The following is a 24,446-nucleotide window of genomic DNA, read 5'->3' on the forward strand; positions in this document are numbered from 1 at the left end:
CCGCTTACCCGCACGATCCGCACGCCCAGCACCACCCCACCCGCACCATCCGTACCCCGCATCACCGAACATCCCGTTTACAAGGAAGTGAAAGGCACCCCAATGAAAGCAACACACAGCACCCTGCGCCGCACCGCGGTCGCCGTGGCCACCGGCCTCGCCCTCAGCCTGTCCCTCGCCGCGTGCTCCGCGGCCGGCGGCGGCTCGGCCGAGACCGGCACCGCCGACGACATCGCGGCGGCGCTCAAGGAGAAGTCGACCATCACCGTGTGGGCCTGGGCCCCTGCGGTGGAAGACATCGCCAAGGCGTTCGAGAAGGAACACCCGAACGTGACCGTCAAGGTCGTCAACGCCGGCACCGGCAACGACCAGTACATCAAGCTGCAGAACGCGATCAAGGCCGGTTCGGGCGCCCCCGACATCGCCCAGATCGAGTACTACGCGCTGCCGCAGTTCGCGCTCTCCGACTCGCTCGCCGACCTCTCCGACTTCGGCTTCGACGAGTACGCCTCCGAGTACACCGACAGCACCTGGGGTTCCGTGAACCTCGACGGTGGCATCTACGCCCTCCCGCAGGACTCCGGCCCCATGGCCATGTTCTACAACAAGGCCGTCTTCGACCAGTACGGCCTCACCGTCCCCACCACCTGGGACGAGTACATCGCCACGGCCGAGAAGCTGCACGCGGCCAACCCGAACGCCTACATCACCAACGACACCGGCGACGCGGGCTTCACCACCAGCATGATCTGGCAGGCCGGCGGCCAGCCGTACACCACCACCGACTCCACCGACGTCACGCTCAACCTGCAGGACGAGGGCTCGAAGAAGTTCGCCGACACCTGGAACCAGCTGCTCGACAACGACCTGCTCGCGGCAACGCCGAGCTGGAGCGACGAGTGGTACAAGGGCCTGGGCGACGGCACCATAGCCACCCTCAACATCGGCGCCTGGATGCCCGGCAACCTGGAATCCGGCGTGCCGGAAGCCGCCGGTGACTGGCGCGTAGCCCCGCTGCCCACCTACGAGGCCGGCGACACCGCCAGCGCCGAGAACGGTGGTGGTGGCGACGCCATCCTCAAGCAGAGCAAGAACAAGCTCGTCGCGGCCGGCTTCCTGCAGTACATGAACGAGGGCGAAGGCACCCAGATCTCCATCGACGCCGGCGGCTTCCCGTCCACCGTCGCCGACCTGGAATCCGATGACTTCCTCGGCTACGAGAGCGACTACTTCGGCGGCCAGAAGATCAACGAGGTGCTCGTGCAGTCCGCGAAGGACGTCGTGACCGGCTGGAGCTACCTGCCGTTCCAGGTCTACTCGAACAGCATCTTCTCCGACACCGTCGGCCAGGCCTACGCCGACAAGGGCGACATCAACGAGGGCCTGACCGCGTGGCAGAAGGCCACCGCCGACTACGGCAACGAGCAGGGCTTCACCGTCACCACCAAGTAACACCCGCACCACCACCAGAGGAGGGTGGGTCTGTTTCACCAAGACCCACCCTCCTGCTGTACTACGACTCACAAAGGATCTCCCCGTGTTGCACGCCCGGCTCAGCATCACCCGCGACGACGTCGTCGCGCCCGTCTCGCCCCGCCTGTTCGGCTCGTTCGTGGAGCACATGGGCCGGTCGGTATACACGGGCATCTACGAGCCCGGCCACCCCACCGCCGACCCGGCTGGCTTCCGCGAAGACGTGCTGGAGCTGGTGCGCGAGCTGAACCCGAGCCTCATCCGCTACCCCGGCGGTAACTTCGTCTCCGGCTTCCGCTGGGAAGATAGCGTCGGCCCCATCGCCGACCGTCCGGTGCGCCTGGACGTGGCCTGGCACAGTGTGGAGACCAACGAGGTGGGCCTGCACGAGTTCGCCGACTGGGCCGAGAAGGCCGGCGTTGAGGTCATGCAGGCCGTCAACCTGGGCACGAGGGGCATCGCGGATGCCGCGGCCCTGCTGGAATACAGCAACCATTCTGCCGGCACCGCGCTCAGCGACCAGCGCCGGGCCAACGGCCGGAACGAGCCGTTCGGCATCCGCGTCTGGTGCCTCGGCAACGAGATGGACGGCCCGTGGCAGATCGGCCACAAGACCGCCGAGGAATACGGCCGGCTCGCCGCCGAGACCGCCCGGGTGATGCGCTGGGTCGACCCCGCCGTTGAGCTCGTCGTCGCCGGCAGCTCCAACGACCAGATGCCCACCTTCGGGAACTGGGAACGCACGGTGCTCGAGCACACCATCGACCTCGTCGACCATATCTCCCTGCACGCCTACTACGAGGAGACCCCCGGCGACCTCGGCAGCTTCCTCGCCTCCGCCGTGGGCCTCGACCGCTACATCGGTGCCGTCGCCACCATCATCGACGAGGTGGCCGTCGCCGCCGGCGTCGACAGGTTCATCGGCATCAGCGTGGACGAGTGGAACGTCTGGTACCAGACCCGGTTCAACGAGGTCGACAAGGAACCCCTGTTCAGCGGCGAGTGGAACACCCACCCGCGCCTGATCGAAGACGAGTACAACGTGAGCGACGCCGTCGTCGTCGGCTCGCTGCTGATCTCCCTGCTGCGCAACAGCGACAGGGTCTCGATGGCCAACCTCGCCCAGCTGGTGAACGTGATCGCCCCGATCCGCTCCGAGCCGAACGGGCCGGCCTGGCGGCAGAGCACCTTCTTCCCGTTCGCGCTCACCGCCGCGGCCGCCCGCGGCGACGTGCTGGCCGCCACCATCCACTCCGACTCGTACGACACGGCCGCCTATGGCACCGTCGACCTGGTGGATGCGGCGGTGACCGCCACCGACGACGAGATCGTGCTGTTCCTCGTCAACCGGTCCAGCTCCTCCGCGCTCACCCTCGAGGTGGACCTGGCCGGGGCCCCCGCTCGCTCGGTGCTGTCGGCCGAGAGCCTGTTCGCGCCCGAGGGCGGTGACCGGTTCGCGACGAACGCGGTGGACCACCAGGACACGGTGCATCCGGTGCCGCTGACGGCGGTGACGCTCGCCGACGACGGCGAGCTGGCCACCCTCGTGCTGCCCGCACTGTCCTGGTCGATCGTGCGCCTGGCCGCCCGGAGCGCAGCATGAGCGCCCTGACCGCCACCCGCTGGGTGCGCTGGCCCGAGGCGCACACCCTCGCCGACGGCACCGAGAGCCTGCCCGCCGGCGCCGCCCGCATCGGCTACGGCGCCGACTACAACCCCGAGCAGTGGCCCGAAGAGGTCTGGGCCGACGACATGCGGCTCATGCGCGAAGCCGGCGTGAATATCGTCAGCGTCGGCATCTTCTCCTGGGCGCTGCTGCAGCCCACCATCGACAGCTGGGATTTCGGCTGGCTCGACCGCGCCATTGACCTGCTGCACGCCAACGGCATCGCCGTTGACCTCGCCACCGCCACCGCCAGCCCGCCGCCGTGGCTCACCGAACTGCACCCCGAGGTGCTCCCGGTCAACCGCCTGGGCGAGACCATCTGGCCCGGCGGACGCCAGCAGTGGCGTCCTACCTCACCCGTCTTCCGCCGCTACGCTCTCGCTCTGGTAGAGAAGATGGCCATGCGCTACGCCGACCACCCGGCCCTGTCGATGTGGCACATCAGCAACGAACTCGGCTGCCACAACGTCTACGACTACTCGGATGACGCCGCCGGCGCCTTCCGCGACTGGCTGCAGGCCCGCTACGGCTCGCTCGTGGAACTCAACCGGGCCTGGGGCACCGCGTTCTGGTCGCAGAACTACACCACCTGGCACCAGATCCTGCCGCCGCGCCTGGCCGCGACGCATCCGAACCCCACCCAACAGCTCGACTTCGCCCGCTTCTCCAGCGACGCCCTCAAGGACTACCTCATCGCCGAGCGCGAGATCCTGCGGCAGGTGACCCCGGAGGTGCCGATCACGACCAACTTCATGGTGATGGGCGAGACCCGCGGCATGGACTACGCCGACTGGGCCGCCGAGGTCGACGTGGTCTCCAACGACCACTACCTGCTCGTGGCTGACCCGCAGGCGTTCGAGGAGCTCTCCTTCTCGGCCAACCTCACCGGGCAGATCGCCGGCCGGGCGCCGTGGTTCCTGATGGAGCACTCCACCAGCGCCGTCAACTGGCAGCCGGTGAACCAGGCCAAGACGCCAGGGCAGCTGCGCCGCGATAGCCTCACCCACTTGGCGCACGGCGCCGACGCGATCTGCTTCTTCCAGTGGCGGCAGTCGCTGGCCGGCGCCGAGAAGTTCCACTCTGCGATGCTGCCGCACGCGGGGGAGGACAGCACGGTGTTCCGCAACGTCGCCGGCTTCGGCCGGGAGCTCGCCGCGCTGGCCGAGGTGGCCGGCAGCCGCACCCAGCAGGCCCGCATCGGCATCCTCTTCGACTGGGACTCCTGGTGGGCGTCCGAGCTCGACTCGCACCCCACCGAGCTGCTGCGCTACAAGGCCGAGGCCATGGCCTGGTACACCGCCGCGCTCGCGAACGGCCTGCAGGCCGACATCGTGCCGGCCCGCTCGGTGCTGGCCGGGCACGGCCTGGCCGGTTACGACCTCGTCATCGCCCCGATGCTCTACCTGGTGCCGCAGGCGCTGGCGGATGCGCTCACCGACTACGCCCGCACCGGCGGCCACCTGGTGGTCGGCGTGTTCTCCGGCATTGCCGACGCCGACGACCACATCCACCCCGGCGGCTACCCGGGCGCGTTCCGCGAGTTGCTCGGTGTGCGCGCGGAGGAGTTCGGCGGCCTGCTCGCCGGCCAGACCGTGCGGCTCACCGGCGAGCTGCCGGCCGGGTCCACCGGTTCGCTGCTCACCCACGACGTCACCGTGCAGCCCGACGTCGAGGTGCTCGCGCGCTTCGACGACGGCCCGTTCCCCGGCGTGCCGGCGATCACCAGCCGGATGCTACCGAGCCTCGCCGGCGCCGCCGGCCGGGCCAGCTTCGTCGCCACGGTGCTCGACCCCGCCGCCCTCGCGGCGCTCGTCGGCCGGTTCGCGGCGCAGGCCGGCATCCAGTCATTGCTGCCGGAGGAGGTGCACGGCACCGTGCAGCTCGCCGTGCGGCAGGGCGACACCCAGGACTACCTCTTTTACATCAACCACTCGGCGCGGGCGGTGACCGTGGCGCTCCGCCCGGCCGACGGCCGGCTCAGTGCGCTCGACCTCGGCGGCAGCACTCTGGCCGCCGACACCCTGACCCTCCCGGCCACCGGCGTTGCCGTGCTCGGCCGCGCACGAACGGATCTTTGAGCATGGGCACCTTCGCGATCGGCGACACCGACTTCCTCCTCGACGGGCAGCCGTTCCAGGTGCTGGCCGGCGCCATCCACTACTTCCGGGTGCACCCGGACCACTGGGCCGACCGCATCCACAAGGCGAAGCTGATGGGCCTGAACACCATCGAGACCTATGTCGCCTGGAACGCGCACTCGCCCGCCCGCGGCGACTTCGACACCACCGGCCAGCTCGACCTGGCCCGGTTCCTCGACCTCATCGCCGCCGAGGGCCTGTACGCCATCGTGCGGCCCGGCCCGTTCATCTGCGCCGAGTGGGACAACGGGGGACTGCCCGGCTGGCTGTTCACCGACCCCGCCGTGGGCGTGCGCCGCAACGAACCGCTCTACATGGCGGCCGTGGCCGAGTACTTCGACCAGCTGCTGCCGATCGTGGCGTCCCGGCAGATCGACCGGGGCGGCCCCGTCATCCTCGTGCAGATCGAGAACGAGTACGGCGCCTACGGCAATGACAAGAGCTACCTGCGTGCCCTCGTGGAGCTCAACCGGGCCGGCGGCATCACGGTGCCGCTCACCACCATCGACCAACCCACCGACCAGATGCTCTCCGACGGCAGCCTGCCCGAGCTGCACAAGACCGGCTCGTTCGGCTCTCGCGCCACCGAGCGCCTGGCCACCCTGCGCCGTCACCAGCCGACCGGCCCGCTGATGTGCGCCGAGTTCTGGAACGGCTGGTTCGACCACTGGGGCGCGCACCACCACACCACCTCCGCGGACGAGAGCGCCCGCGAGCTGGACGACCTGCTCGCCACCGGCGCATCCGTGTCGCTGTACATGTTCACCGGCGGCACCAACTTCGGCTTCACCAACGGCGCCAACGACAAGGGCGTCTACCAGCCCACCGTCACCTCCTACGACTACGACGCGCCCCTCTCCGAGAGCGGCGAGATCACGGCCAAGTACCTCGCCTTCCGCCAGGTGCTGGCCCGGTACGCGCCGGTGCCCGCCGAACTGCCCGCGCCCGCCACGGATGCGCCGGCCTTCACGGTGGCACTCGACGAGTCAGTCTCGCTCTGGGACGCGCTGCCCGAGCTGACCGACACCGTCGCGCCGGCGGCGGCGCTCACCAGCAGCCCAGGAGTGCCCGCCGCATCCGGCCTGCCCAGCATCGCCGCCGCATCCGGCCTGCCCAGCATGGATGCCCTCGGCCAGTACACGGGGTTCGCCCTGTATCGCAACCGGCTCACGCCGGGTGCCCGGGTGTTGTCGTTCGGCGAGGTGCGCGACCGCGCCCAGGTCTTCGTCGACGGCACCGCGGTGGGTGTGCTGCACCGCGACCACCACGACCGCTCGATCAGCCTGCCGCCGGGGGAGCGCCTCGACGTGCTCGTCGAAGACCAGGGCCGGGTCAACTACGGCCCGCGCATCGGCGAAGACAAGGGCCTGATCGGCCCGGCCACCCTCGACGGGGTGCAGCTCGGCGGCTGGCAGGTGCTGCCGCTGGATGTCGACGCTTTCGTCGCATCCGACAGCGCACTCTTCGCCGCGCAGCCGACCCACCGGGGCGCGGGGTCGCACGCCGTGGACCTGGACCTCGACGTGGATCTCGACCTCGCCGTGAACCTCACCCCCACCCCCACGCTCACCGCGCGGGCCACGGGTCCGAGCTCCACGGATGCCGCGGCCACCCTCACCCTGGTCCCGCCCGTCGACTCCGGGTCGCTCAGCGGTCCGGCGTTCGCGCGCGGCCGGTTCGACGCCCAGCCCGGCGTCGACCTGTTCCTCAGCACCGCCGGCTGGGGCAAGGGCCAGGCCTGGATCAACGGCTTCAACCTCGGCCGGTTCTGGGACCGCGGCCCGCAGACCACCCTCTACGTGCCCGGCCCGGCCTTGCGTGCGGAGAACGAGCTGGTCATCCTGTGCCTGCACGGCACCGAGAGCACCCTCGCCCGCTTCGTCTCCCGCCCCGACCTCGGCCACACCGACTTCTAACCCCTTCCCGCCCCACTGTTCCCCATGCGGACAATTGCGTCCGGTGCGCCGGGCGCAAAAGTCCGATTCGGGCACAGTTGCAACGCCTGGTGCGCCTGGTGCGCCCGTTCCGCTGGTTGAGCTTGTCGAAGCCAGGTGACCCGGTCTCGCTGGTTGAGCTTGTCGAAACCAGGTGACCCAGTCTCGCTGGTTGAGCTTGTCGAAACCAGGTGACCCAGTCTGCGGTCCGCGCCTCGTGTGTATCCGCGGTGCCCGCATCCGCGCGCCCTGATGCTCGCGACGCATCCCACGCCCCCTCACCCTGCCGAGTTGCCCCACTGCGGACGAGTTGCCCCGGCGCACCGGAGCAACTCGTCCGTAGTGGGGCAACTCGCGCGCCGGATGCCCTCAGCCGCGACCGCCCACAGGCGGGCGCCGGTCGGCCCAGGGCTGCACGCGCTCCAGCTGGGCGCACACCGCGATCACCAGCTCCTCCGAGTTCGCCGGCCCCACCACCTGGCCGCTGAGCGGCAGCCCGTCCACGCTGAACCCGGTCGGGATCGCCGCTGCCGGGTTGCCCAGCACGTTCCAGATCGACGTGAACGATGCCGTGGGCGTCGCCGCGGCCATCGCTGCCCAGAAACCGCGCCCGTCGAGCTGGCCCACAGGCACGGCGGGAGTGGGGGTGGTGGGCATCAGCAGCAGGTCGATGCCGTCGAACAGGCTGGCCAGAAACCGCTCGCCGTCGGCGATGCCGCGCCGCTCGGCGGCCGCACTGAACGCCAGCAACGGCCGGGCGATCCGCACCATCGTGCGGGTGCGCTTCTCCAGCAGCCGCGGATGCTCCACCCGCGCAGCCTCATCGCTCACCCCGCCGAGAACCTGCAGCATGAACGGCAGGGCCAGCTTCGGGTACGCGGGGGTAACTTCCACGACCTCGTGGCCGAGGTCACGCAGCGCCCGAGCCGTCCGGTGCAGGGCCTCCGTGGTCTCGGCATCCGCGGCCGGGCCGCCGCCGGGGTTCTTCACCGCGAGCCCGATGCGCAGCCGGGCCGGCGCGGTCGTGGCGGCGGCCGCCAACGATCCGGTCCACGGCTGCGCGGAGAACCGGTCGGCCGCGGTGCTGCCCGCGACGGCGTCGTAGATCAGGGCGCTGTCGGCCACGCTGCGGGTCAGCGGGCCGAGCACCCCGAGGGAGCGCCAGAGGTCGGCGTTGGGCGCGGCGCTGATCCGGCCCCGCTGCGGCTTGAGGCCGAACAGCCCGCAGTAGCTCGACGGCAGCCGGATCGACCCGCCGCCGTCGCCGCCGATACCGGCCGGCACCATGCCGCTGGCCACCGCGGCCGCGGTGCCGCCGCTCGAGCCGGCGGGGGAGCGCAGCGGATTCCACGGATTCCGGGTGTACCCGTTGGCGCTGGTCTCGGTCCACGGCCAGATCCCGAATTCGGGCATCCGGGTCTTGCCCACGATCACGGCGCCGGCCGCGCGCAGCCGGCGCACCAGCTCGCTGTCCGCCGCGGCGGACGACGTCACGGATGCGCCGCCGTACGCGGTCGGCAGTCCCGCCACGTCGTTCTCGTCCTTGATGGCGATCGGCACCCCGTGCAACGGCCCACGCAGCCGGCCCTCCGCCTGCTCCCGGTCCAGCTCGTCCGCCTCGGCGAGGGCCTCGGCGCCGCGCACCCACGCGAAGGCGTTGAGCACCGGGTCGAGCCGGCCGATGCGCTCCAGACTGTGCTGCACTACCTCCCGCGCCGTCACCTCCCCGGTCGCGATCAGATCCCGCAGTTCACCAACGCCCCGAAATTCCAGATCGACCACGACGTTCCCCCTTCAGGTGCGGATGCCCGCACGTGCGGATGCCCGCAAATCGCGGACACCACCGAACTCTGAGTTCATCCTGCCGTGCTGCCCCGCCGCTGCGGGCCTCCCACGGGTCCGGCATGTAAACGCTGGGCTCACCAGTGTTAAAGCCTTGTTTCGGGAGGGGGCCCGCACGCCGCCCCGGCGGTCGCGCCGGGCCCACTCCCGTGCCAACTGTTCCCCGTACGGACAATTGCGCCCGGTGTGCCGGGACCATTTGTCCGGAGCGGGCACAGTTGCGTGGGGTCCCGCACCGCGCGGCCGTCGGCGCCCGCACCCGGCGGCCGTCGGGCACTGCACCGTCCGGCTCCGGCATCGGGATGCCCGCGCTCGCCGCGCATCCGCCGCCCTGTGCACGACCCACCCGGGGTGTCGGTGGCAACAAGTACCATTGACCTCGTGGTTACCGCCCTGTATCGCCGTTACCGGCCAGAGACTTTTGCCGAAATGATCGGTCAGTCACAGGTGACCGATCCGCTCATGACCGCCCTGCGCACCAACAGGGTCAATCATGCCTACCTCTTCAGCGGACCCCGCGGCTGTGGTAAGACCACCTCCGCGCGCATCCTGGCCCGCTGCCTCAACTGTGCAGAGGGCCCCACCGACACCCCCTGCGGCGTCTGCCCCAGCTGCGTCGAGCTCTCCCGCGACGGCAGCGGCTCCCTCGACGTGGTCGAAATCGACGCGGCCAGCCACAACGGTGTCGACGACGCCCGCGACATCCGCGAACGCGCCATCTTCGCGCCGGCCCGCGACCGCTACAAGATCTTCATCCTCGACGAGGCGCACATGGTCACCCCGCAGGGCTTCAACGCGCTGCTCAAGATCGTGGAAGAGCCGCCGGAACACGTGAAGTTCATCTTCGCCACGACCGAGCCCGAGAAGGTCATCGGCACCATCCGCTCGCGCACCCACCACTACCCGTTCCGGCTGGTGCCGCCCGCACCCATGCTCGACTACGTGCAGCAGCTCTGCGACAGCGAGCACATGAGCGTTGCCCCCGGCGTGCTGCCGCTCGTGGTGCGCGCCGGCGGCGGCTCGCCCCGCGACACCCTCTCGCTGCTCGACCAGCTGATGGCCGGCTCCGAGACGGATGCCATCGAGTACGAACGCGCCGTGGCCCTGCTCGGCTACACCAACGCGGCCCTGCTCGACGACGCCATCGACGCCATCGCCGCCCGCGACTCGTCCTCGGCGTTCGACGCCGTCGACCGGGTGATCCAGACCGGCCAGGACCCGCGCCGCTTCGTCGAAGACCTGCTCGAGCGCATGCGCGACCTCATCATCGTGGCCGCCACCAGCGCCGCCGGTGCCGCCGCGGTGCTGCGCGGCGTGCCGCAGGACGAACTCGACCGGATGGCCGTGCAGGCCGCCAAGTTCGGCCCGGCCGAGCTGAGCCGCACCGCCGACATCCTCAACGCCGCCCTCACCGAGATGACCGGCGCCACCTCGCCGCGCCTGCACCTCGAACTCATGATCGCCCGCGCGCTCATCCCCGCCACCGACGACACCACCCGCGGCGCGCTCGCCCGCGTCGAACGCCTCGAACGCCGCATCGGCGTCGACGGCGGCCCCACGGATGCGCCGGCCCCGGCCGCGCCCGCCGCCTCGGCCCCGCGCACGCCCGCCGCCCCGCCCGCCGGAGCCCCGTCCGCGGCCCCAGCTTCGAGTGCCGCCGCGCCGGCCGCAACCTCCCCGGCCTCGTCGGCGCCCGCCCCGGCCGGCTCGGGCTGGGCCACTCGCGTACCCGGAGCCCCGGCCGCAGTCCCTATCGAAACTGCCGCCGCCGACCGAGAGGCCTCCGGCGCCGTTCCGGCCGGGGCCGCTGCGTCCGCTGGCGCATCCGCCGGCGCAGGTTCCACCCCAGCCGCGGGTTCCACCGCCGGTGCGGCTTCCGCCACCGGAACCCCTGCCGCGTCTGGCGCGTCAGCCACCGGGGCTGCCGGCGCCGGAGCATCCGCCGCCAGCGGCCCGGTCACGCCCGCCGCCAGCCCGGCCGAACCCGCCGCGCCGGCCGCAGCTCCCGCGCGCCCGGTGGGCCCGGTCACCCTGGCGCAGATCAAGGATGCCTGGCCGCAGATCCTCGACGCCGTCAAGGAGGTCAAGCTCAGCGCCTGGCTCGTCGTGTACACCGCGCGCGTGCTCGACCTGCGCGGCGAAGACGTGCTCGTGCTGTCCTTCCCCAGCGAGCAGGACATGCAGGGCTTCAAGGCGCAGCAGGCCCCTGGCCAGGGTGTCAGCGAGTTCCTCCGCGGCGCCATCGTCAAGGTGCTCGGTCTGCGCGTGAAGTTCATCGCCCGCGCCGACTCCGAGGCCTTCCCCTCGAACACCGGGCACGCCCCGGGCTCCGCTCCCGCCGCCGACCTGCCCTCCTCCGGACCAGTTGCCCCGGTGCAGCAGGGCAACTCGTCCGCTCCGGGGCAACTCGCGGATGCGCCGTCCCCGACTCCCTCCCGCGCGGCGCCGACGGATGCCTCCGCGTCAGCGGATGCGCCGTCACTGGGCAGCACCCCGCCGGCGTCAGGCGCCCCCACCGCCGTGCCGTCAGCCGGTTCGTCCGCCTTCGGCGAGTCGTCCAGCAGCGCCACCGCAAGCGCCGGCGCAGCCACCTCAAGCGCCGGCGCAGCCACCTCAAGCACCGCCACCGCCACGCTCGCACCGCCCGCCACCTCCACCGGCTGGGCAACGGTGGTGATTCCCGGATCCGCCGCCGCCCTGGCCGCAGCCGAGACGGCAGCGACCGAGCCGGCCAGCATCGCCTCCTCCGCCAACGCGTCGGTCGCGGGTTCCCCCAGCGCGGCAACGGCAAGCGCGCCTGCGGTCTCCGCACCCGTTACCGGCTCGCCGGTCGCAGACGTCGGCCAGGGCGGACGAGCCGCGGCGTCGCAGTCGGCCCCAGAGCCCGACTACGCCCCCGAGCCCGACTTCGAGCCGCCCTTCGACGAGGAGCCGCCGCCCTACGACGACCTCCCGCCCGACCCGCAGTCCTTCTCCGGTCCGCCGGAGACCGGTCGCGATGCCCGCTCGGCCCCGCAGCAGGCGCCGCGCCAACAGCAGGCCCCCGGCCAGTCGGCACCACCGGCATCCGCCCCGACCGCGCCGAACGCATCCGCCCAGCGCGGCGGCGCCCCGGCCCGCCGCTCGCCCGCGTTCGCGGAAAAGCAGCGTTACGGCGAGGCCGTGGTGCGCGAGATCCTCGGCGCCACCTTCATCGAAGAGCAGCCGCACGACCCGATCTCGCGACAGAGGAACGACAACTAAATGTACGAAGGAATCGTTCAGGAACTCATCGACGAGCTCGGCCGCCTGCCCGGCATCGGCCCGAAGTCGGCGCAGCGCATCGCGTTCCACATCCTGCAGACCAAGAACTTCGACGTGACCCACCTGGCGAACGTGCTGCTCGAGGTGCGCGACAAGGTGAAGTTCTGCGAGATCTGCGGCAACGTCTCCGAGCAGGACACCTGCATGATCTGCCGCGACCCGCGCCGCAACCCCACCTCGATCTGCGTGGTCGAAGAGGCCAAGGACGTCGTCGCGATCGAGCGCACCCGCGAGTTCAAGGGCCTGTACCACGTGCTCGGCGGGGCGATCAGCCCCATCGACGGTATCGGACCCGACGATCTGCGCATCCGCCAGCTGATGACGCGCCTCGCCGACAACACCGTGCAGGAGGTGATCATCGCCACCGACCCCAACCTCGAGGGCGAGGCCACCGCCACCTACCTCTCCCGGCTGCTCACCACCCTCGAGATCAAGGTCACCCGCCTGGCCTCCGGCCTGCCCGTCGGCGGCGACCTCGAGTACGCCGACGAGGTCACCCTCGGCCGCGCCTTCGAGGGCCGCCGCACCGTCACCTCCTAGCCGCGCCCGCCCCGGCCCGGGCGCCCTGCGCCCGTCCCCGTCGCGCCCGCCGCGGCCCGGGTGCCGCGACAACTGTTCCCCATGCGGACATCTGCGCCCGGTGTGCCGGCACCATTTGTCCGCTTCGGCAACACTTGTGCCCGGATGCCCGGATGCCCGGATGCCCGGATGCCCGGATGCCCGGATGCCCGGATGCCCGGATGCCCGGACGGGCACCTCGTGCGCCGCACGTCTGCCCGCATATAGCGCTCCACCGTGACACGAACCGGGCTTCTCCCCTCTATGACTGGCCTATTTTGGCTAGTGCGGAGGCGCTCGCGACTAGCAAGAATGGGCCAGTCATCGAACCCGCGGAGATGACTGGCCCGGAATTGCTAGTGCGGAGGCGCTCACGACTAGCAAGAATGGGCCAGTCAGCGTCGGCGCGCGCACACTCCGTCACATGAACGACCGAGAATACGAACGCATTTAGGATGGGAACGCGGGATGTCTCCGCGTACCCGGAAGCCAGGAGTGCCCACGTGAGCCTGATCGTGCAGAAGTTCGGCGGATCATCCGTTGCCGACGCCGAGAGCATCAAACGCGTCGCCAAGCGGATCGTCGACACCAAGAAGGCCGGCAACGACATCGTCGTGGCCGTCTCCGCGATGGGCGACTCCACCGACGAGCTCCTCGACCTCGCCCACGAGGTCACGCCCATCCCCGCGCCCCGCGAGCTCGACATGCTCCTCACCGCGGGCGAGCGCATCTCCATGGCCCTGCTCGCCATGGCCATCAAGAGCATGGGCTACGACGCCCGCTCGTTCACCGGCAGCCAGGCCGGCATGATCACGGATGCCCAGCACGGCGCCGCGCGCATCGTCGACGTCACCCCCGGCCGGCTCCGCGACGCGCTCGACGAGGGCGCCATCGTCATCGTCGCCGGCTTCCAGGGCTTCAACCGCGACACCAAAGACATCACCACCCTCGGCCGCGGCGGCTCCGACACCACGGCCGTGGCCCTGGCCGCCGCCCTCGGCGCCGACATCTGCGAGATCTACACGGATGTCGACGGCATCTTCACCGCCGACCCCCGCGTCGTGCCCAAGGCACACAAGCTCGAACGCGTCTCCAGCGAGGAGATGCTCGAACTCGCCGCCGCCGGTGCCAAGGTGCTCTATATCCGTGCCGTGGAATACGCCCGCAGGCACGGTGTCACCCTGCACGTGCGATCCTCGTTCAACAACAACACCGGCACCATCGTCTACAACGCGGGCGCCCCCAGCCCGCTTGCCGCCGCAGTATCGAATGGAGAGACAGTGGAAGAGCCCATCATCGCGGGGGTCGCCGCCGACCTCAGCGAGGCCAAGGTCACGGTCGTCGGAGTCCCCGACATCCCCGGCAAGGCCGCGCAGATCTTCAAGATCGTCGCCAAGACCAACGCCAACGTCGACATGATCGTGCAGAACGTGTCGGCTGCCGCCACCGGACTGACCGACATCTCGTTCACGCTGCCCAAGTCCGAGGGCCAGCGGGTGCTCACCGCGCTCACGAACGAGCAGGAGAACGTCGGCTTCGCCGGCCTCCAGTACGACGACCAGATCGGCAAGCTCGCCCTGGTCGGCGCCGGGATGCGCACCAACACCGGCGTCTCCGCCAAGCTGTTCGAGGCGCTGTTCGAGGCCGGCATCAACATCGAGATGATCTCCACCAGCGAGATCCGCATCTCGGTCGTCACCCGCGCCGACACCATCAACCAGGCCCTGCGCGTGGTACACACTGCGTTCGGCCTCGACAGCGACGCGGATGCCGTCGTGCACGGCGGCACCGGCCGCTAAGCCGCGAACCACGCCCGGCCGCGCCCGCCCGGCAGCTGCTCCCCGAGCATCCGCCCCGAGGGTCCCGCGGCGACCAACTGTTCCCGAAGCGGACATTTACGCCCGGTACGCCGGGACCATTTGTCCGCATCGGCAACAGTTGCGCACCGGGCATCCACGCCAGGCCGAACCACCAGCCCCACCCCGTTCCACGGCATAACTCCTGCACTTTCTGCCAAAAACAGCCGTTTGGCCCGGTTTCCGCGCCGAACGGGGAGAATTGCAGGAGTTACGCGCACACCCGGCATGAGACACCCGGCACGAGACACCCCGGCACCACGAGACACCCCGGCATCACAGACACCCCGGCACGAGATTTGACTGAGTAAGGACCACACAGTGACCAGCACCGCAGCCACCAGCACCGCACCCAGCAGCAGCACCCGTGCGGGCATCAACATCGGCGTCGTCGGCGCCACCGGCCAGGTCGGCGCCGTCGTGCGTCGCCTGCTCGAGGAGCGCGACTTCCCGGTCGCCAGCATCCGCTACTTCGCCTCGGCGCGCTCGGCCGGCACGACCCTGCCCTGGCACGACGATAAGATCGTCGTCGAAGACGCCTCGACCGCCGACCCGACCGGCCTGGATGTGGCGATCTTCTCCGCCGGCGCCACCCTCTCCAAGAGCCAGGCGCCGCGCTTCGCCGCTGCCGGCGTCACCGTGGTCGACAACTCGTCGGGCTGGCGGATGGACCCCGACGTGCCTTTGGTCGTCAGCGAGGTCAACCCGGAGGCCATCGACCAGGCCGTCAAGGGCATCATCGCCAACCCCAACTGCACCACCATGGCCGCCATGCCCGTGCTCAAGGTGCTGCACGACGAGGCCGGCCTCGAGCGTCTCATCGTGAGCACCTACCAGGCGGTCTCCGGCAGCGGCCTGGCCGGCGCGCAGGAGCTGGCCACCCAGATCCGTGCCGCCGCCAGCGACGACAACCTCTTCCAGCTCGTGCACGATGGCTCGAGTGTGAGCATGCCCGAGCCCACCGTCTACAAGCGCCCGATCGCGTTCGACGTCATCCCGCTGGCCGGGTCGATCGTCGACGACGGCCAGTTCGAGACGGATGAGGAGAAGAAGCTCCGCAACGAGAGCCGCAAGATCCTCGGCCTGCCCGAGCTACTGGTCTCCGGCACCTGCGTGCGTGTGCCCGTCTTCACCGGCCACTCCCTCTCCATCAACGTCGAATTCGCCCGGCCGATCTCGGTCGCCCGCGCCACCGAACTGCTCAGCACCGCCCCCGGCGTCGAGCTCTCCGACATCCCCACCCCGCTGCAGGCCGCCGGCGCCGACCCGAGCTTCGTCGGTCGCATCCGTCAGGACGAAGGTGTGCCGAACGGCCGCGGACTGGCCCTGTTCATCAGCAACGACAACCTGCGCAAGGGAGCCGCGCTCAACGCCGTGCAGATCGCCGAACTGCTGGCGGCGAAACTCGCCGTCAGGTAGTTTGCGCGCACTGAACCGTCACGCCTCCCGACTCCACTAGTCTCGGAACAATGGAGACCATCAGGGGTGCGACTGCGGCGCGGCGACTGGTTTTCGGCATCTTCGCCGTCATAGCAGCGGTGCTCATCGTGCGCGCCGTGATCGCGTTCGGCGCGGCCTCCCCGCAGCTGTGGCTGATCGCCACGGTCGGGGTGCTCTGCGCCGGCCTGCTCGACATGCCGCGGTTCCGGCTCGGCCGGCTGCCGCACCAAACCCCCGTGATCAGCCTGCCCATCGTGGTGATGCTCGCCCTGGCGCCCGCATTCACCCCGTGGACCGCCCTGGGGCTCACCTGCCTGGGCGTGCTGGCCTTCGTGCTCGTGCGCAGCCGCCGCCCCGAGATCGCCCTCTTCGCCTCCGGCGTCGTCGGCGTCGGCGGCATCGCGGCGATCGGCGTGCAGACCGCGCTGCAGGCGGCCGGGCTGCCCCTCGCAGTGGTGGTGGCCGGCGCCGCGCTCGGCTACCAGGTCACGGTCATCGTCATCGAGGGCCTGCGCCGGCATTTCGACAAGCACGGCGAGATCACGGATGCGCCGTACTCCGTGCCCCGGGTGCTCGTCATCGTGCTCGGCTACGCCCTGCTCTGCGGCTCCATCGCCGTGTGGCCGCATCCGTTCATCGAAATGCGCACCAGCACCATCGAGGTGGCGGCCACGCTCTTGCCGCTCGCCGTCGTCGGCACCGGCGCGATCCTCATCATCCGGGCCATGGCCATGCGCCGTCGCCTTGCCGGCGTCGTGGCCGGCGTGATCGACCTCAACGCCACCAACCACTACACCCACGCCGGGGAGTGGTCACGCCCATCGTCATCGGCCCGGCCAGCACCAGCGCCGACCTCGCCACCGTGCTGCTGCACGCGGTCTCCGACACCATCGGCGTCGAATCGGTCAGTATCCGCCACGACCCGGCCGGCCGCGGCGAGATCGACGCCCCGCTGGCGATCAGCGTGCTCGGCGGCCAGTACCTGGTGGCCCGCCGCGACGTCATGGACGTGCCGTTCACCCGCGACGACCGCCGCGCCCTCGAGGCCCTCGCGCACACCGCCGACGTGGTCTTCACCGCCAGGGAGAGCATCGGCGGGCTCACCATCCGCGCCAACACCGACCCGCTCACCGGCCTGCCCAACTACGGCGCCTTCCAGGATGCCCTGGCCAACATCAACGACCACCGCGACTACTCCGAGGCCCTCGCGGTGCTCTTCATCGACCTCGACGACTTCAAACGGATGAACGACCGTTACGGCCACCAGGCCGGCGACGAGATCCTCAGCGAACTCGGTCGCCGCCTCAGCGCCGTGGTGCGCCCCTACGACGTCGTCGCCCGGGTCGGCGGCGACGAGTTCGTCGTCATCCTCACCCGGCTGTCCTCCCTCGCCGAGGCCAAGCTGCTCGCCGAACGCATCATGGAGGCCTCCGGCGAACCGCTCCCGGTGAGCGGCTCCGTGATCAACCCGATCCTCAGCATCGGCCTGGCCTACTCCGCGCACCGCGAGACGGATGTCAACCAGCTGCTCCGCGACGCCGACCGCAGCATGCTCGCCATCAAGAAGTCCCGCCGCCGGGGCGGCCCGGCCAATGAGAGCAGCATCAACATCTCCGGGCACCGTTCCTCGCAGATGAACGACATCGTGGCCCGCGCCATCGACGAGGACCTGCTCGAACTCGCGTTCCAGCCCATCGTCAGCTTGGTCACCGGTCAGATCTGGGCGTTCGAGGCCCTGGTGCGCTACACCGACCCGGAGCTCGGGCCGCTGTCGCCGCCGTCGCTCGTGGAGAAGGCCAAGAGCCTGGGCCGGCTCGACGCGCTCACCCGCCAGGTGGCGCTCAAGGCCATGGCCGCCGCCGCGGACTTCCGTCTGATCGAACCGCGCATCGTCTGCATGACCATCAACGTCGAAGCCGGCCAGATCCTGCCGCAGCGCGTCGGGTCCTTCGTGGAAGAGCTCGCCGAACGCTACCCCGGCATCTCCCTCTGCCTCGAACTCAACGAGCGGTCCGTCGCCCGGGTGTCCACTGCCGTGCGCGCGCAGGCCGACCACCTCCGCGACATCGGCATCATGATCGCCCTCGACGACTACGGCTCCCAGGACTCCTCCGTCGACGCGTTGGTGCGGATGCCGATGGACATCCTCAAGATCGACAAGAGCCTCGTCGACGACCTCGACGACGTGCGCCAGCGCGAGGTGCTCACGGCGCTGCAGGGTTTCGGTGACAACCTCGAGTACTCGATGATCGTCGAAGGCGTCGAGAACGAGGCGATGGCCGACCACCTCACCTCGCTCGGCATCCGCAGCGCCCAGGGCTTCCACTACGGGGTGCCGCGCAGCTTCGAGAAGACCCTGGCCCGCCTGGAGGAATTCGGCGCAGACGCCGTGCTGCCCGTGCGCGCCGCGTCTGAGCTGCCGCTCTAGAACGCTAGGGTCGCACTATGGTCGAGCACACTTCGAGGATGCCCCGTGCGGGCGTGCGTGAGCGCGTCGAGCGCAGCGTTTTCCTCTCCCAGCTGCTGCTCGCCGCTGCCGTGCTGCTCCTTGTGGGCGTCTCCGTGCTCACCCGGCCGGTCATGTTCGCCGACCCGCTGTACTTCCTCGGCGTGATGATCATCTTCGCCGCCACCGGCATGGCCGCCGCGGTGCCGTGGCGCCGGTTCCCCAAGATCTACATCGTCGTGCTGCCGCTGCTGGACATCCTGGGCCTCACGGTGGCCCGCATCGCCGAACCCAATCTCGGTGTGAGCTTCCTGCTCGTGTTCCCGGTGATCTGGATGTCCACCCACTTCGGCCAGGCCGGCGCCACCGGCAGCGTCGTCTTCTCCGCCCTGCTGCTCTGGGCCGGCCTGCCGATGCGGTTCCTCACCGACCCGCTCAACGCCAGCGGGTACGCCACCACCCAGGCGCCGCTGCTGGCCGTGGTGACGATCATGCTCGCCTTCGTCGCCTCCGTCACCTACACCTCCACCCGCCGCGGCCAGGCCCAGCGGGTGCTGCTCACCCAGCAGGCCGGTCTGTTCGAGACCGCGCTGCAGCGCTCGCGCCGCCAGGAGCAGACCCTCGACGAGATCTTCAATGCCGTGGACTTCGGTGTGGTCGGTTACGACCGCGACGCCAGGGTCAACTTCATGAACCGGGCCCAGCGGATGCTGCTCAGCCGCTACGGCGTGAGCGACGGTATCGGCCTGGCCGAGATCGTCTTCAAGGAAGACGGCGTCACCCCCTACCCGGAGCACGAGCGGCCCACCCATCGCGCCATGCGCGGGGAGACCGTGGACAGGGTCACCGTGTGGCTGGGCTCGCCCGACCAGCAGCAGTCCGCCATCCTCATCTCGGCCCGGCCCATCAACGACCCCAGCGGCCGCTTCGACGGCGGCGTCCTGGTCAGCCGTGACGTCACCGCCGAGGTGCGGGCGGTCAAGGCCAGGGACGACCTCGTCGCCTCCGTCTCGCACGAGCTGCGCACCCCGCTCACCTCGATTCTCGGCTACCTCGAGCTGGCCCTCGACGATGAGCGGGTCGACCCCGACACCCGGCGGATGCTCGAGATCGCGTCGAAGAACGCCGACCGGCTGCTCGAGATCGTGTCGGGCCTGCTCACCGCGGCGAGCGCATCCAACGAAGGCTTGGCGCTCAACCTGGAACCCTGCGACATCGCCGCCATCCTCACCGAGGCGGTGGAGTCCGCGGTGCCGCTGGCCTCGCAGCGCAGCATCCGCTTGGAACTGGGCCACCTGCCCGAGCTCAGCGTCGTCGCCGACGCGTTCCGGCTGCGCCAGGTGATCGACAACGTGCTCTCCAATGCGATCAAGTACAACGTGGACTCCGGCACGGTGAGCGTGAGCATGCGGGAGGTCGCCTTCGGCCTCGAGGTGCGGGTCACCGACACAGGCCGGGGCATGAGCGAAGACGAACAGGGCAACCTCTTCGACAGGTTCTACCGCGCCGACTCGGTGCGCGGCTCCAGCGTGCACGGCACTGGACTGGGCTTGAACATCAGCCGCGAGATCATGCGTGAGCACGGCGGAGACCTGCGGTTGGAATCCGTCAAGGGCAAGGGGACGACGGCGATCGCCACGCTCCCGGTGAACAGAGGTTGAGCGTGGTCTGCCACGCCCGACAGGGGGAAAAATGCTGTTAGACGGACCGACCCTGCAAATGCTGAGCGGCCTGATCGTCATCCTGTGCGGGGTGTCATTCATCTTCAACACGGCGCTCAACCGCAACGACCCGCCCGGCCGGCTGTGGAGCCTGGCGTTCGTGGCGGGCATGATGGTGGCCGTCGGCTACGGCGTCTACATCGTCAGCGCGGATGCGTGGTGGTCGATCACCGTCGCCAACACCAGCTTGGTCATCGCCGTCGGCGCGCTCTGGAGCGGCTCCCGGGTGTACAACCTCCGCAGCTCCGGCTTCCTCGTAGTTGGCAGCCTCTCGGCGGTCGTGGGTGTCATCACCCTCGCGGCCGGCCCGGACGGCGGCGAATGGGCCGGAGCCGGCCCCCTCTGGCTGGTGGTGGCCGCGATGGGCGCCCTCGGCGGCTACGAGGCCCTCCGCGGCCGGTTGCGCCGCAACGTGAACGGACGCATCCTCTCGATCGTGCTCTTCGTCGTGGCCGTGTTCTACGCGGCCCGGGCGGTCGAGTTCTTCGTCGCCGGCGTCGACAGCCCCACCTTCCTCGCCTACTTCGACTCCGGCACTACCTCCATCCTCAACATGGCGCTCATCGTCACGGCGTGCATCGCCGTGTCGATCCTGCGTGCAGAGGGTGTCGGCAGCAGCGCCGTCGGCGACATCACGGTGGGCATCCACTCCGCAGCCGGCGTGCTCTCGGCCACGTCGTTCCGGCAGGCCGCCGCCGACCACCTGGAGCGGGGCAAACGCTCCCAGCTCGGCCTGGCCCTGATCGGCGCCGACATCGACAACCTGCCCGAGATCAACACGGCGTTCGGCCGGTCCGCCGGCGACGAGGCCATCGCCCGCTTCGCCGACACGCTGCGCAGCAGTGCGCCGCTGCTCGCGCAGATCGGGCACCCGGCCGCCGGCCGGTTCTTCGTGCTCGCCGCGGTCGGCTCCGCCTCCGAGGCTCGCACGATCACCGAGCGCATCCAGAACGCCCTCGTGGACGGCCCGCTGGGGGAGTCGTACCAGATCCGCCTCACGGCGAGTTTCGGCATCGCGGACACCTTCGACCACGGCTACGACCTCGCCGAGCTCACCGAGGCGACGACCCTGGCGATCGGCATCGTCAAGCAGCGCGGCGGCAACGACATCGCCGTCGTCACCGAGGCCGCCAACCCGGTCTAGCGATGCGCCCGCCCGCTGGTTGAGCGTGTCGAAACCCGGTGACCCGCCCGCTGGTTGAGCCTGTCGAAACCCGGTGAGCCGTCACGGCCCACGTTCGTCTCCGCGGCCTGTCCTTATCCCGGCGGCACGAGTTACAACGCGTGCCGCGGGGCCCAACGAGTGCCGCGAGGGCCGGCTACTGCGCGATGGCGACCGTAAGCTGGTCGCTCGCGGTCTGCTTGGCGTAGGTGGACGACGTGGGCGTCGTCTGGATGAGCAACTCGAAGGTGAACGACAGCGTGACGCTCGTCGCATCCGCGTCGATGGCCGGCAGCACGAAGGTCTGCCCGTAGCTGTACGGCGCCTTCATGAAGTAGCCGTTGGCCAGATCGGACTCGTCCACCAGCGGGGAAGGTGCGTCCAGAGCGCCTGTGGGCCCCGTGACGCCCGGAATGACGCTCACCTTGGACAGGTAGATGGCTTGGCCCTCGTCGGTGCCCAGCGCGGCGCTGACGGTGAAGCTGATCGGCTTGTTCGCGCCGGCCGTCCAGTCGCCCATGTTCAGCGTCGACGAGTAGTCCACGGTGAGGCCGGCGTCGCCGGCGGTGATGGTGTGCTGCGCGGAGCCGGTGGCCAGGTCGTTCACGATCGCCTTGAGCGTGGCCTTGGCGGTGGGCGTGGCGGTGGCCTCCTCGCTCAGGCCGGCCCAGGGCGCCTGCCCGCAGGCGGAGAGGCTGAGCGTCAAAGCGGCGGCAACGGTGAGCGCCGCGAGGCGGTTTCGGGTCGACGTCGGCATTGAATTCCCCTTCTTCAGCACGGCGGGCGTTACTTCTAACGCCATTTCTTGAGCTTATCTTGTGAAAACCTTGACACTCGCAGGGGTCAAACCGCATAAATCCCTGCCAGAGTGGGGATGTGAACGAGAGAAACCGCTACGTGAAGCCCGCGCCCGCCATTGACCCGGTGCTCGCTGCCTACGCCAATGAGTTCAACGAGATGGTTGAAGGCCTGCCCACCTTCCGCCCCACCATCGGTTGCATCATTCCCGCGTACAACGAGGCAGACTCCATCGCGGGGGTTCTCGACTCGCTCCTGGCGCAGACGCGCCTCCCCGACGTCATCCACGTGGTGGTCAACAACACGACCGACAACACCATCGAAATCGCCAGCAAGTACGCCGGCCCGCACGAGGTCGTCACCGACGGCATCATGCAGTTCACCGAGATCTTCGTGCACGACATCGGCGAGAACCCCGACAAGAAGGTCGGCGCGCTCAACTACGGCTACTCCCTCATCGAGGGATGCGACTACCTCCTCGGCGTGGACGGCGACACCACTGCATCCACTAACGCCGTTGAGCAGCTCGAGGCCGAAATCGCCTCAGACTCCCGCGTCGGCGGCATCTCGGCCATTTACAGCATCGACGACACCGTGATCCACGGCGTGATCGCCAGCTTCCTGATCTCCGGCCAGCGCGCCCAGTTCGCCGCCTTCAACATGCAGAACATGCTCCGCGGCCGCAACATGGCCGTGCTCGGCGGCCAGTTCTCGATCTTCGCCACCAAGGCGCTGCGCGAGGTCATGGTCGACAGCCACCAGGCCACCCCCTGGGTGAAGGACAGCGAGGTGGAGGACTCCCTGCTCTCGCTGCAGATCAAGAGCGCCGGCTACCTCACCAAGATCAGCGCCCAGGCCCGCGCCAACGTGGGCGGCATGACCACCCTCCGCGGCCTCGACGCCCAGCAGGTGAAGTGGAACTTCGGCGCCATCGAGCTGATGTGGCCGGGCCAGCGTGGTGACACGAAGGGCCAGCCGTTCCACCCCAACCTGCGCCTGCGTTGGATCGAGAACTTCTCGATGGTGATCAACGTGGTCACCCGCGTGCTGTTCTTCATCCTGCTCGCCGCGTCGCTGTCCATCGGAGCGTTCGTCTTCAGCCCGGTCTGGCTCATCCCGCCGGCCGTGGCCCTGCTGCTGAACTTCCGTACCGCGATGTCGATGAAGAACCGCAACGGCAAGGACATCTTCTTCGCCCTGGGCTTCTTCCCCGCCGAGATCTACATGTGGGTGCGAATCGGCCACTTCCTCCGGGCCTGGACCAAGTTCGCCAGCAACAAGCAGGTCGACAACTGGGCCGAGCAGGCCAAGGCCGAGCGCGGCTCGGGCAACGCCTACCTCGTTCCGCTGCTGGTGGCCGTCGGCTTCTCCGCCGCCCTGGTCTTCATCTGGCTGCAGCTGCCCGTCGTCATCCAGTCCACCGTCCTCTGGATCGGCTGGCCGATCCTCGGTGTCACCACGGTGCTGCAGACGCTCACCATGTTCTTCACCCTCGTCAAGCGTCACCACGGCTACAAGGTGTGAGTGTCCACATCGAGGCCACCGCGCTGCGGGCCCTCCTCACCCAGATGGGTGGGGACAACGAGATGCAACGACGCTTCGTCCACGACTTCGTGCACCTCTGGCGCAGTCGCACCCAACGGCTGGAGACAGCCCTCGCGTTCCCGGATGCCGAAGAGGCGCACGTTGTGCTCCTGAGCATCCGCTCGAGCAGCACCATGGTCGGCGCCGTCACGGTGGAGGCCACCGCGGCGATGATGCACGACGCGCTGCGCGACGGCGACATCGCCGGGTCGGCCCGGCACATCGGCCGCCTCAACGAGGTCGGCGAGAAGGCCTGCCACGACCTCGCGGTGATGTTCGCCCTCCAGCGCTAGCCGCCCCCGCCTCCCGCTGGGTTTCCGCTGGTCGAGCTTGTCGAGACCCCGTGACGTGCGTATGTGTCGCGAGTTCGGCTCGCCGGGTCTCGACGGGCTCGACCAGCGGAGGGGTCACCTCCCGCGCAGATGGCCGCGACGTGCTTGCGGTTCGCCCCCACGTCGCTGGTCGAGCTTGCCGAGACCCCGTGACGTGCGTGTGTGTCGCGAGTTCGGCTCGCCGGGTCTCGAC

At 69.8% G+C, this 24,446-nt stretch carries 16 protein-coding genes; 14 read left to right on the forward strand and 2 right to left on the reverse strand.

Annotated elements, in window-relative coordinates; translation table 11 throughout:
• Positions 1-102 precede the first annotated feature (102 nt).
• The 4 genes from BJQ94_RS02575 to BJQ94_RS02590 all read left to right on the forward strand — a co-directional run bounded on the left by BJQ94_RS02575 (position 103) and on the right by BJQ94_RS02590 (position 7,193).
• Positions 103-1,452 carry an extracellular solute-binding protein gene (locus BJQ94_RS02575; RefSeq protein ID WP_265398019.1) on the forward strand — a complete coding sequence of 450 codons (1,350 nt, stop codon included), beginning with the start codon at positions 103-105 and terminating at the stop codon, positions 1,450-1,452.
• 85 nt (positions 1,453-1,537) lie between these two features.
• The gene (locus BJQ94_RS02580; protein ID WP_265398020.1) at positions 1,538-3,076 is read left to right on the forward strand and encodes an alpha-N-arabinofuranosidase; all 1,539 of its coding nucleotides are present in this window, start codon (positions 1,538-1,540) and stop codon (positions 3,074-3,076) included.
• Complete coding sequence (locus BJQ94_RS02585) at positions 3,073-5,217, forward strand: beta-galactosidase (protein ID WP_265398021.1); 2,145 nt, start codon at positions 3,073-3,075, stop codon at positions 5,215-5,217. The genes BJQ94_RS02580 and BJQ94_RS02585 overlap by 4 nt, the downstream gene beginning before the upstream one ends.
• 2 nt (positions 5,218-5,219) lie before the next feature.
• On the forward strand, positions 5,220-7,193 hold the full coding sequence (locus BJQ94_RS02590) for a glycoside hydrolase family 35 protein (protein ID WP_265398022.1): 1,974 nt from the start codon (positions 5,220-5,222) through the stop codon (positions 7,191-7,193).
• 387 nt (positions 7,194-7,580) lie between these two features.
• Here BJQ94_RS02590 and BJQ94_RS02595 read toward each other — a convergent pair whose 3' ends face one another.
• Complete coding sequence (locus BJQ94_RS02595; protein WP_265398023.1) at positions 7,581-8,993, reverse strand: amidase; 1,413 nt, start codon at positions 8,991-8,993, stop codon at positions 7,581-7,583.
• Positions 8,994-9,434: 441 nt separating this feature from the next.
• Between BJQ94_RS02595 and BJQ94_RS02600 the strand changes: the two genes are divergently transcribed.
• The 8 genes from BJQ94_RS02600 (at position 9,435) to BJQ94_RS02635 (ending at position 21,521) form a co-directional block, all read left to right on the forward strand.
• Positions 9,435-12,296 (forward strand): DNA polymerase III subunit gamma and tau, encoded by a 2,862-nt coding sequence (locus BJQ94_RS02600; RefSeq protein ID WP_275875541.1) that lies wholly within the window; start codon positions 9,435-9,437, stop codon positions 12,294-12,296.
• Positions 12,297-12,896 (forward strand): recombination mediator RecR, encoded by a 600-nt coding sequence (recR, locus tag BJQ94_RS02605; RefSeq protein WP_265398347.1) that lies wholly within the window; start codon positions 12,297-12,299, stop codon positions 12,894-12,896. It abuts the gene before it with no gap.
• A 521-nt stretch (positions 12,897-13,417) separates the two neighbouring features.
• Positions 13,418-14,713 (forward strand): aspartate kinase, encoded by a 1,296-nt coding sequence (locus tag BJQ94_RS02610; RefSeq protein ID WP_265398361.1) that lies wholly within the window; start codon positions 13,418-13,420, stop codon positions 14,711-14,713.
• A 378-nt stretch (positions 14,714-15,091) separates the two neighbouring features.
• Entirely contained in the window at positions 15,092-16,189 is a 1,098-nt protein-coding gene (locus tag BJQ94_RS02615; protein ID WP_265398348.1) for an aspartate-semialdehyde dehydrogenase, read from the forward strand.
• 50 nt (positions 16,190-16,239) lie between these two features.
• A complete protein-coding gene (locus BJQ94_RS02620; protein ID WP_275875542.1) occupies positions 16,240-17,457 on the forward strand; it encodes a hypothetical protein in 1,218 nt (405 codons plus the stop codon).
• A complete protein-coding gene (locus BJQ94_RS02625; protein WP_275875591.1) occupies positions 17,376-18,638 on the forward strand; it encodes an EAL domain-containing protein in 1,263 nt (420 codons plus the stop codon). The genes BJQ94_RS02620 and BJQ94_RS02625 overlap by 82 nt, the downstream gene beginning before the upstream one ends.
• A gap of 17 nt (positions 18,639-18,655) precedes the next feature.
• On the forward strand, positions 18,656-20,317 hold the full coding sequence (locus BJQ94_RS02630) for a PAS domain-containing sensor histidine kinase (RefSeq protein WP_265398350.1): 1,662 nt from the start codon (positions 18,656-18,658) through the stop codon (positions 20,315-20,317).
• Positions 20,318-20,348: 31 nt separating this feature from the next.
• A complete protein-coding gene (locus BJQ94_RS02635) occupies positions 20,349-21,521 on the forward strand; it encodes a GGDEF domain-containing protein (protein WP_265398351.1) in 1,173 nt (390 codons plus the stop codon).
• Between the two features lie 175 nt (positions 21,522-21,696).
• Here the strand turns inward: BJQ94_RS02635 and BJQ94_RS02640 are convergent, their stop codons facing one another.
• On the reverse strand, positions 21,697-22,341 hold the full coding sequence (locus tag BJQ94_RS02640) for a hypothetical protein (RefSeq protein ID WP_265398352.1): 645 nt from the start codon (positions 22,339-22,341) through the stop codon (positions 21,697-21,699).
• Between the two features lie 74 nt (positions 22,342-22,415).
• Here BJQ94_RS02640 and BJQ94_RS02645 point away from each other — a divergent pair, with 74 nt between their 5' ends.
• Together BJQ94_RS02645 and BJQ94_RS02650 are read left to right on the forward strand one after the other, a co-directional pair.
• On the forward strand, positions 22,416-23,861 hold the full coding sequence (locus BJQ94_RS02645; protein ID WP_265398353.1) for a glycosyltransferase family 2 protein: 1,446 nt from the start codon (positions 22,416-22,418) through the stop codon (positions 23,859-23,861).
• Positions 23,858-24,214, forward strand: coding sequence for a hypothetical protein (locus tag BJQ94_RS02650; RefSeq protein ID WP_265398354.1), 357 nt, complete (start codon positions 23,858-23,860; stop codon positions 24,212-24,214). The genes BJQ94_RS02645 and BJQ94_RS02650 overlap by 4 nt, the downstream gene beginning before the upstream one ends.
• Positions 24,215-24,446: the final 232 nt, after the last annotated feature.

The organism is Cryobacterium sp. SO2 (genome assembly GCF_026151165.2).
Classification (GTDB): Bacteria; Actinomycetota; Actinomycetes; order Actinomycetales; family Microbacteriaceae; genus Cryobacterium.

Bases quoted from the DNA above. Each gene is read 5' to 3' on its own strand.
- BJQ94_RS02640 (WP_265398352.1), bottom strand. From the start codon at position 22,341: ATGGCGTTAGAAGTAACGCCCGCCGTGCTGAAGAAGGGGAATTCAATG.
- BJQ94_RS02620 (WP_275875542.1), top strand. From the start codon at position 16,240: ATGGAGACCATCAGGGGTGCGACTGCGGCGCGGCGACTGGTTTTCGGC.
- BJQ94_RS02630 (WP_265398350.1), top strand. From the start codon at position 18,656: ATGGTCGAGCACACTTCGAGGATGCCCCGTGCGGGCGTGCGTGAGCGC.
- recR (WP_265398347.1), top strand. From the start codon at position 12,297: ATGTACGAAGGAATCGTTCAGGAACTCATCGACGAGCTCGGCCGCCTG.
- BJQ94_RS02590 (WP_265398022.1), top strand. From the start codon at position 5,220: ATGGGCACCTTCGCGATCGGCGACACCGACTTCCTCCTCGACGGGCAG.
- BJQ94_RS02585 (WP_265398021.1), top strand. From the start codon at position 3,073: ATGAGCGCCCTGACCGCCACCCGCTGGGTGCGCTGGCCCGAGGCGCAC.
- BJQ94_RS02575 (WP_265398019.1), top strand. From the start codon at position 103: ATGAAAGCAACACACAGCACCCTGCGCCGCACCGCGGTCGCCGTGGCC.
- BJQ94_RS02635 (WP_265398351.1), top strand. From the start codon at position 20,349: ATGCTGTTAGACGGACCGACCCTGCAAATGCTGAGCGGCCTGATCGTC.